Genomic DNA, 9,880 nt, shown 5'->3' on the forward strand with positions numbered 1-9,880 from the left:
GTTGCGCGTAAGATAGAGAAAGCACAGAAGGTCGCACTAGAACGTCGATTGGAGAACCCAACGTCATTCACCGTGAAATCAGTCAGAAGTCAGGGTGCTTGCAAAGATAATCTGACCGCAAAAGTGTCCGTGATGCCAACCGCTGCCGGTTATCTGGAGCCGTTTGAGGTTGGCGGCGTTCACAAACTGAATGGGTCAGCCTTACTCAACCCCAAGAATGTCAAACTCAACAAGCACGGAAACTTGCCACGAAACAAGCTGAGTCAGTTAAAAGGCAAAGAGGATACGTTTATTGGAAGACCCAAAAAGAGTTGCTGGTGATGATGGAGCTAAGGATGAAGAAGCGGGTAAGGATGTCAAGTTGTGCGATTGCAACCAGCGGAACAAAGAGATAATAGAGGCCTGGTTCCGCGGTCCCAGTTCATATTTTTGAGACCAGATTAGCCATTGGGACCGCGGTCCCATCTTATGACTTCGTATCAAATAATCCTATCTGGTGACAAACATGAATAAATCAAGCGATATAGAACGACTTAAAATGCTAAAGGAATGCATTGATTCAGTATTGTACGGTATTGAAACGGCTCAACGGGTCGGTAGCGAGACTAAAGCTGAAAAAATAGCAGAATCAACTCTCAAGATGCTGCCTCTCTTTCACTCTCAGAAAGTAGAAGAATCACAACGCCAGCAGCATCGGGTAATGAGCCTGGATGGAGCTGTGATCTCAGGTAGTAACTATTTTGAGAAGATGTCTTTTGTTAGTAGCTGTATCCAGTGTGTAAAAGATAAAGAAACAAGCTCAATGGATAAATCAATATTGAAACGAGTACACGGTTCTGAAAAGTATCCAGTCACTTGGATTATCCAGCTTGGTGCAAAAGAGGCCTTATTCAGCCGTGTTACAAACGGGCGCATAGATGAAGAAACTCTATCGGGTGGATTGCACTACTTGCACCGGATATTCAGTGGCCGGAACAGCCGAAGTGATGGCAGGGGCCTGGTGCCCCTTATTCACCCGCTTGGATGTCCGTGTCCAGATGCCGGCAGAGTCGGTGTGGAATGTGAGGCAGAAAGCGGTAGTGAAATGAAGCCAGTAAACCCGCAGAAAGTTGCGGGTTAGATTATTAGCTCCGAATTAGGCGGCTATAACTATGTAATTAAATGCAATGTTGCGGGGGCGAACACGGAATGTTGCTAATGTTGCTGCATAGCCTTCTGATGTTAATGCAGTGGACAAATATTTTCCTTGTGGTGTGTATACTGGTTCATCAAAGTCTTTAGCCATGATTTCCCCTTCTATTCCTTCTGTTTTATATGCACTCATTGGTGGTGAGACCAATACCCCTGTTTCTGTATTATGGCTTTTATTGGTATGAACCGAAGGCAGCATGGTGGCCTGCTGTTTAGACAGTAATGTACGCCCCGGATCAATTGTACCTTCCGTATCCAATCCACGGATAAATTCCCCTCTCAAATCAGGTAATACACCGGATGGATAAGCAAGAGCTAATTTTGGATATCTTGCTTTATCAAATGAATCGCCGTTGCAGATAAGCCAGCCTTCAGGTGGTGTTTCTGTCGGCCAAGGAACAGGGACACCAACAGGTAAAGCTAATCCTTCCATTATTGGCTCTAATCCGAGATTTTTAACAAACTCTTCCTTATTAGGAATATCAGCTCCGTTCTGGTCTTTAGACAACCGAGCGTTAGCATTATCATTTGCTGTCTTAACTGCCTTGGATGTTGCCGCAGTCATCTCACTATCGCTATCGACTTCATTACTTAAAGTGACGAATCCTGGCTCTACCTGAGTTGCGTATGGGTGATTACGGCTTGCAGCGTGTTCCTCAATGGCTTCTTTGATTGCTTTTCTGACATCGTCCATCGTTGGAATTACTACGGAGCTATTACTGTCTTGAATACTCATATTTATTCCCTCATTTAATCAACAATACAGATTGCTAAATAACATGAAGGCGGTGGGATACTGCTCCGCCAGTGAACATCCATAAAATAGGTTCATCAATACTGGAGAGTACGGCTTGACTAACTGTAATGGGTGAGTGGCATATTTTGATGGCAGGATGACATAAAATGACAGGTGGGGAATTAATGAAATTTATCAGATGGCTGATGAAACTTGATAGGGGGTTAAAAAGGATAACCCTCCCTTTAACCCAACACATTGATATTCCTTCTTTCCGTCCGAGAATCGGAATTCTGTTCCTGAGAGGTTATTACGTAAAATCAACAAGTTATTCTAAATGGGAGAATTGCACCATTTTTAACCCCTTGATTTAATTGAATTCCTGCACCATACAGGAAATTAGTAAAATCAACAGGTTACATAAATGGGATTTAAAAGCTCTTTTAGTTTCTTTATTTCTGCATGATACAGGTTTTAGATACGGGATAATCCCGTATGTAGAAGATGACTGATTTTCCTGATTTCAAATCGATTTTGTAACTCGGCTTGACATAGGAGCGTCAGGGGATAGGGATTTTAACCATACCTTTTGCTTTTGCAAGTATCACGATTTCCGTTACACCTTTTGCTCATGTGAGATTTTCACAACTGAAAAGTTTTTTGCAGTTGATATTTTTGTACATGAGGGATCTTCCCGTATGCAACTGAATGGCTGACGACGAATTTCGTCGGTAGTGGGTTATCCGGCTTCCTCCAAAGTGAGGACCTCGGATAAATCAACGAGTTAACCAACTGTTGGGGAAACCCCAATGGTTGCCGCAAGGTGTGATATCCCATCTTGGGTATGGTGATTTCTGCAATACCTTTTATTTGTGCAGGTACCTCATAGGTTAAAGGGCAGATTTTTGGCCTATAGTGTAACTTTTTCGTTTGTACATATTTGTGTTCATGTATCGCTTTATTGAGTTTTATATTTTATACAATTGATTGTTTTTAAACATTTAATTTAAATTAAATACATTTCAAACAATGGTCGCAAAATTAAAACCCCTGTCAGAAGATTAAATTGAAATGAAAACCTCGTCCTTGACAGAGATAGGGCGAGGCTATCTGTGTTTACAGAATCGTTATTATTTCATTCTGTGGGATTAATTTAGCACCTTTGGTAACCATTTCCTCAAATGCGTGTTTGCTGTCATCAGCTTGAATATTAACACCCCGGCAGCCATCGATAACCACATAGGCTTCGTAGCCTAACGCCAAAGCATCAAGCACAGTAAATTTGACACAGTAATCTGTGGCAATGCCTAAGATCAGCAGGCGCTGTATATTCTGTTCTGTTAACCATCCATGCAGACGAGTTTCGCTTTTATGATCATTGTCGAAGAAAGCGCTATAGCTATCTATTTGAGGATTTTCCCCTTTTTGGAAAACCTCTTGGATAGTTGCTTGATTTAACTCAGGATAGAACTCAGCACCAAGCTGCCCTTGTACACAATGAACCGGCCACCATACTTGGGGAATACCATTGAGTTCACCTAATTCGCCAATATTTTGTCCTGAGTTTTCTGCAAAGCTCAGGTGATTGGCTGGGTGCCAATCCTGAGTGGCGATCACCGGGATGTCGTTCTCCTGGCATAATGTGATGACTTCATTTGCTATTTTAATGACCGTATCACTTTCTTTGACCGCCAATGCACCACCAGTACAAAAGTCATTTTGCAGATCGATAAGTAATAATGCCGTTTTCATCATATTTCTCAATTTACCTGATTGGATTATTCATCATAATAGCTCAATTCCCCACGCAAATTTTGTTGCATCAGGTGGCGGATCTTTTCAGGCGTATAAGACTGGCTTAATAAATAGTGTAATTTTGTCAAAGTTGCTTCGAAAGTCATGTCATAACCGCTGATAACGCCTGATGCTGCAAGCGCATGACCTGTAGCATAACCCTCCATATTGACTCGACCGGAAATGCATTGTGTCAAATTCACGACGATAATTCCTCGCTCAGTCGCTTTCTTTAGTATTTTCAGCAGATCAGTATGTTGAGGCGCATTCCCAACACCGTATGACCGCAAAATCAATGCCTTGACGGGTTGCATCAGAATATTTTCTACCACCTGACTGGATAACCCCGGATAGATGGTCACAACACTAATCGGTTGCGATTTAATCGGAATGACGACAAATTCACTGTGACTGGTAGGAATGGGATTTACCTTGAACGTACGGATGTTGATCCCCGCTTCCATCAAGGGTGAGCAGTTTGGGGATGAGAAAGCATCAAAGCCATCAGCGTGGGCTTTAATTGTTCTATTTCCACGAAGTAATTTATTGCTGAAAAACAGACTAACTTCGTTGATAGGGTAGTTAGCTGCGAGATATAGTGCATTAAGTAAATTTGTTTGCCCATCGGAACGGAGTGCTTCCAAAGGGATTTGTGACCCTGTCACAATGACGGGCTTGTTGAGGTTTTCAAACATAAAAGAAAGTGCGGAAGCTGTGAAAGCCATAGTGTCCGTACCATGCAGAATAACAAAGCCATCATAGTCTAGATAATTCTGGTAGATATCATTAGCGATAATGCTCCAGTCATCAGGAGTCATGTCAGAAGAATCAATCAGAGGTTGATGTTCCCGAATTGTAAACGTTGGCATTTCTGGACGGTGAAATTCGGGCATTTGTGCGAGTTGTTGTTGCAAGTGACCGGAAACAGGAATGTATCCATTGGGGGATTGTTGCATTCCAATTGTGCCGCCAGTGTAGACAACGTAGATAGATTTTTTCTGCATGGTCATGCCTCAATAACAATATTTAGCCGGATTATATACTCTTCGTCTTTTAAGTTGCAGCTTTGTTAGTTGCGTTTACTCACTCCAGTCACATAGTTATCTATGTTCTTGGGGATTCGTTCTCTTGCCACAGTGCAGCAACTCGAAACCTATTGGATATAGGGCTGTATGGAATAAAAAAGCCTGATTGTCAGAAATCAGGCTTTAAATTTGATGGTGCTATTGTGAGCTGTTTTTAACGAATATCGACACAGTTCAGGCAGAACGTATAGATATTTTGCGGATCGTTCATATTGTTATAAAACACAGCCTGTTTTTTCATGTCTTCTGCAACCTGAGTAAATGGTGCCGGCAACATGGATTGCAACGCGTTTGGCAGCAGGGCTTGTGTTGATGTAGTCAGCCCTGAAAACAATTTTTCAGTGAATGATTGCTCTGGTTGGATCCAGTTCAGTGATACATTTTTGACTCCAGCCAATTCAGCAGCTTTATTGACGGCATCATCAAAATCACCTAATTGATCGACTAGCCCATTCTTTTTGGCATCAAGACCGCTCCAAACACGCCCTTGGGCGATATTATTGACTTCATCCAGAGATTTATTGCGAGCTTTTGCAACCACCCCGATAAATTTATTGTAACCACTCTCAATAGACAACTGCATTATCTCTGAAAACGCTGGGTTAATGCCTTTGGTTGCAGAAATATCTGCCAGTGGGCTTGTTGAAACACCATCAGTATTCACACCAATAAAATTCAGGGTTTTTTCAAAGGTTTGAATGATACCAAAAATGCCAATGGAGCCTGTTAACGTATTTTGATCAGCAAAGATGTAATTAGCCGGAGTCGATATCCAGTAACCACCTGATGCAGCTACCCCTCCCATAGAGACAACGATAGGTTTTGCGCCTTTGCCATTATTGTTTTCATCGCCACGGCGGATAGCGGCGAGTTCATTGCGGATAAGTTCAGATGCACTGATACTGCCACCTGGGCTATTTACCCGTAATACGATAGCTTTGATGTTAGGATTCTGACGAGCCTCCCGTAGTTGTTCTATGATGCTCTCACTTCCCACCATTAAACCTGATTTTTTACCATCCAGAATCGCGCCTTCTGCAACAATAACGGCAATATTACCGTTGTTATTATTTTGGGACGATGTTGGTTTTTGAGCAATGTAATCATTGATGCTGATATAATTGAAATGATTCTGTTGTTCATTCCAACCAAATATATCTCTCATTTTCTTTTCAACGACATTGCGTGGCTCAATGTGATTCACTAGCTTGTTTTGGTAGGCATATACCGCAGTGTCACCGCCAACTTTACGGAATTTTTCGATAAAATTGCTTGTGCTGGGGAAAACTTGATCAGCAGGGATATTCCTGTTAGATGCGATGGTCTTCAGGTAATTATTCCACAATTCGTTAACCCAGAGGCTATCAGCTTTACGTGCATCTTCTGACATATCGTTCCGTAATACAGGTTCAACTGCTGATTTATAGGTACCTACGCGGAAAATATGGGTGGAAACTTTCAGACTGTCTAAAAGTGATTTGTAGTATAACGTGTTGGTTGAGAAACCATGGATATCAACAGCCCCTAATGGAGACAGATATATTTCATTCGCATAACTGGCTAAATAATACTGTGATTGGCTGTAAGAATCATTGATTGCAAAAACGAGCTTGCCTGTTGCTTTAAATTCGTTAATAGCCTTGCCAATATATTGCATGGAAGATTGGTCTGAACCTATAAAATCATTCAGCTGTAATACCATTCCAGTAATTTTGGGATCATTTTTGGCACGACGAATGCTCTCAACAATGTCAAACAAGGAGGTTTGCTCATAATTGTTACTAAAGGGATTGAAAAGATTTTGTCCCAGTTGGTCAAGTGGATTAATGGTTGATACTTGATCAAGCACTATGCCAGATAGATTAACGTATAGTGCTCCCTTATAATTATCGTCAGGTTTGGATTGTTCATGATAAACCACTAAGCTAACAGCGACGACGACAACGAATAGAATAAAGATAAGATTGGAAATAAGTTGGCGAACGAAATTTAGCAGTTTCCAACTCCATTTAAATAATGCTGATATAAACTTCCATAAAGTACGCATATCGTCTCCAGTTATGGGGTCAAATGGGGTTATCCTAATCAGCTAGTCCGTAAATGTCAGCCAAAAATCATGGAAATGACTGAAAAAAACGGTTTCTGTGCTTTCATTCATTAACGAATAAACAGAGAATGTGGGGTTGTGACAGATTATCTTACTCAGGAGAAAATTATGAATGCTTTGGAACTTTTGTTGAATCGTCGTTCAGCTTCACGTTTAACAATACCTGCTCCAGAAGGAAATGAATTACAACAAATTTTAGCAGCAGGAATGAGAGCTCCTGACCATGGTGCGTTGCGTCCTTGGCATTTTATCGTAATGCAGGGAGAAGGTATTGAGAAATTTAGCAAGCTTCTTGAGAAAGCGGCAATCGAAGGTGAATTAGGAAAAGAGGTTGAAGAGAAGGCGAAGAATGCACCTTATCGCGCTCCAATGATTATCACGGTTATTGCCAAAGTGGTTGAACATACGAAAGTCCCGGTATGGGAACAAGTTGTTGCCGCAGGTTGTGCGGTTCATGCCATGCAGATGGCAGCAGTAGCCCAAGGGTTTGGTGGCATATGGCGTTCAGGCTCATGGACAGAAGATGCAACTGTCAGAGCAGGTCTTGGATGTGAGGAGAATGATAAAATTGTGGGATTCCTATATCTAGGAACACCGGAACTCAAAGCACCAACAACAGTAGCAACACCAGATTTAACTAAATTTGTCAGTTACTTTTAATAACTGGCATAAGCGATGTCAGATTAAACCTGCCTAACTTAGTATAGGCAGGGTATCGGTTGATGCTTATACTTAATAGATTTAGAGTTGCCAACCAAAAGACAGCTCGAAAAATGAACAATATATACCCAATGGATTTCAAGGTACAGCGCTTATGTCTTGGGAACGAATCCTCAGGAACATAGGCTTACTATGTGACTGAGGTGAGTGAACGTAGCCGACAAAGCTGCAACTTGAAAGACGACGGGTATAGATCAAAAGAAAGTTGTGTACCTGAGGGCACTGGGCGCAACTTTTATCGTTACGAATACTTATTGGAGGAAATGACCACAAGTTAGGGTCATCTCCTGTGTGACCCACAAACTTCGGGTGGTTTATTGCTGGCAGTTTTGCCGGATGTCGTGAAAGAGGTGAAAGCCATTTCACGAAGCCACGACCTTGATTTTATTACTATTGGTGGACTGACTGAACCATGCTCAGATGGGACACTGATTGAAGTATTGAATAATTCCATGCGTCTTTTTATTGCAGAAAAACAATCTTGATATCAGATGGTATCGTTTTGTATCAAGTTGTTATTTTTTTATTTAAAATTATTGAGATTAGTCTCTTATGGTATCAAGGCATGTCTTGACATACCACAAAAAACAGGACAACTTACAGGACAACTAAATCTTGTTTGGAGTTCTGTCATGCCTTTAACGGATATAAAAGTAAGGAACGCAAAACCAAAGGATAAGCCATATAACATTACTGATGATAAGGGATTATATATAGAGGTTAGGCCATCGGGGGCTAAGTTTTGGCGGTATAGGTTCTGGATAACACCAACCAAGGATGGTAGATATACCATTGGTGAGTATCCGTATGTAAGCCTTGCTGAGGCGAGAAAAGAGGCTGAGTGGGCTAGACATCAAGTAAAGAAAGGTCTAAATCCAACAGAGGTTAAAAAGTTAAATAAGAAATCACTTGATGAATATAGATTAAATACATTTAAATCTATATCCATGGAGTGGTTAGAAAGAAAAGAGAAGACATTAAACGAATCTACAATTCGTATCTACAGAAGTTTTCTGTCCAAAAATTGCTACCCGAATTTTGGCGATAAACCAATCAAAGACATAACATCCAGGGATATACTTGTAGTACTAAAGAGTATCGAATCAAATGGCTCCCCATCATCGGCAGTAAAGGTAAGAATGATATGCTCTTCTATTTTCAAATATGCGGTATCAACTTTACGAGCTGAATTCGATCCTACCAGCGCATTAATTGGGTCAATAATCACTCCAAAAACAAATCACTCAAGATGCCTATCAAGAGAAGAGATAAAACTCTACTTTGAAAGACTTGAGGAATCAAAGTCAATTCCAGAGGTAAAGCTATTCCTTAGGACACTTCCTTTTGTTTTTGTCAGGCAATCAGAGTTAAGGGGGGCGCTATGGAGTGAGATAGATGTGGAAAATAAGATATGGGTTATAAGTGGCGATAGAATGAAGATGGGTAGGGCGCACATAGTTCCACTTTCTGATTATGTTTTATCATTAATAACCGCATCTAGAAGGCATGTCAAAGGTGAAAATGTTGATTTAGTGTTTCAGGGAACTAGTGGAGGGAAGATAAGCAAATCAACCCCAAACAGAGCAATAGAGAATCTAGGGTTTAAAAGTGGGGATATAACATGCCATGACTTTAGGGCTACTGCCTCAACAATGCTTTATGAAATGGGATTTAGAAGTGAGCTTATAGAGAAGCAGCTATCACACTCAGAAACAAACAAGTCAATAGCCGCATATAATCACGCTGAATACATGGGAGAGAGGAGAGAAATGATGGAAGCGTGGACAAGTGTGTTACTTGAAATTATCAATAGTTGATTTCTTTTTAACTGCCTCAGTTAAAAAGCCTCTGGATAAAGAGTTGATATAGTGAATTATGTCGCTCTCTTTCCATCTTGATCGTCTTCCATCCTTGAGGGGCTTTGGTATCTGTCCTGACTCAATCTTTCTGTACAGTGTTGGCTTGCTTATCGATATGGCTTCGCATATTTGTTTTGCACTTAAAAGTTTATCCATTTCTCATCTCCTCATTAATAATTTCTATCTAAATCGATTAATAATCTTCCTGAAATACAATTTAAATCTCATACGAAAAATCCAGTTCTTTCAGGCACTCCCTTGCCACCTGTCGTCGTCCGTTCTCGAATTCGTTAGTCATTGGTGATGAAGTTGACTCCGTTAATAAATTCGATATTGTTTACGGGTGATTCATTACCGTATAAATCCCAGCCGTCCATTGACTCACGGG

8 protein-coding genes and 2 pseudogenes are annotated in these 9,880 nt (G+C 41.0%); 5 read left to right on the forward strand and 5 right to left on the reverse strand.

Going from position 1 to position 9,880, the window contains the following annotated elements:
- Positions 1 to 297, forward strand: a pseudogene (locus Xhom_RS20685) (hypothetical protein); the annotation flags it as partial.
- 241 nt (positions 298 to 538) lie between these two features.
- On the forward strand, positions 539 to 1,120 hold the full coding sequence (locus Xhom_RS20690) for a hypothetical protein (RefSeq protein ID WP_145957485.1): 582 nt from the start codon (positions 539 to 541) through the stop codon (positions 1,118 to 1,120).
- A gap of 15 nt (positions 1,121 to 1,135) precedes the next feature.
- Here the strand turns inward: Xhom_RS20690 and Xhom_RS20695 are convergent, their stop codons facing one another.
- From Xhom_RS20695 to sppA, 4 genes are all read right to left on the reverse strand, one after another.
- Positions 1,136 to 1,927, reverse strand: a complete 792-nt coding sequence (locus Xhom_RS20695) for a phage tail protein (RefSeq protein WP_084023055.1) — start codon at positions 1,925 to 1,927, stop codon at positions 1,136 to 1,138.
- Between the two features lie 1,116 nt (positions 1,928 to 3,043).
- Positions 3,044 to 3,679 (reverse strand): bifunctional nicotinamidase/pyrazinamidase, encoded by a 636-nt coding sequence (gene pncA, locus Xhom_RS20705; protein WP_069315959.1) that lies wholly within the window; start codon positions 3,677 to 3,679, stop codon positions 3,044 to 3,046.
- Positions 3,680 to 3,705: 26 nt separating this feature from the next.
- The gene (ansA, locus tag Xhom_RS20710; RefSeq protein ID WP_069315958.1) at positions 3,706 to 4,725 is read right to left on the reverse strand and encodes an asparaginase; all 1,020 of its coding nucleotides are present in this window, start codon (positions 4,723 to 4,725) and stop codon (positions 3,706 to 3,708) included.
- 235 nt (positions 4,726 to 4,960) lie between these two features.
- Positions 4,961 to 6,853, reverse strand: coding sequence for a signal peptide peptidase SppA (gene sppA / locus Xhom_RS20715; RefSeq protein ID WP_069315957.1), 1,893 nt, complete (start codon positions 6,851 to 6,853; stop codon positions 4,961 to 4,963).
- Between the two features lie 168 nt (positions 6,854 to 7,021).
- Here sppA and Xhom_RS20720 point away from each other — a divergent pair, with 168 nt between their 5' ends.
- From Xhom_RS20720 to Xhom_RS20725, 3 genes and pseudogenes are all read left to right on the forward strand, one after another.
- Positions 7,022 to 7,573 carry an NAD(P)H nitroreductase gene (locus Xhom_RS20720; RefSeq protein ID WP_069315956.1) on the forward strand — a complete coding sequence of 184 codons (552 nt, stop codon included), beginning with the start codon at positions 7,022 to 7,024 and terminating at the stop codon, positions 7,571 to 7,573.
- A gap of 344 nt (positions 7,574 to 7,917) precedes the next feature.
- Positions 7,918 to 8,118, forward strand: a pseudogene (locus Xhom_RS43625) (hypothetical protein); the annotation flags it as partial.
- 147 nt (positions 8,119 to 8,265) lie between these two features.
- A complete protein-coding gene (locus tag Xhom_RS20725) occupies positions 8,266 to 9,450 on the forward strand; it encodes a tyrosine-type recombinase/integrase (protein WP_069315955.1) in 1,185 nt (394 codons plus the stop codon).
- On the opposite strand, the gene Xhom_RS20730 is transcribed toward Xhom_RS20725, so the two are convergent.
- On the reverse strand, positions 9,427 to 9,648 hold the full coding sequence (locus tag Xhom_RS20730) for a helix-turn-helix transcriptional regulator (protein ID WP_069315954.1): 222 nt from the start codon (positions 9,646 to 9,648) through the stop codon (positions 9,427 to 9,429). The two genes, Xhom_RS20725 and Xhom_RS20730, sit on opposite strands and share 24 nt — an antisense overlap.
- Positions 9,649 to 9,880: the final 232 nt, after the last annotated feature.

Origin of the sequence: Xenorhabdus hominickii, assembly GCF_002632725.1 — a bacterium.
Classification (GTDB): domain Bacteria; phylum Pseudomonadota; class Gammaproteobacteria; order Enterobacterales; family Enterobacteriaceae; genus Xenorhabdus; species Xenorhabdus hominickii.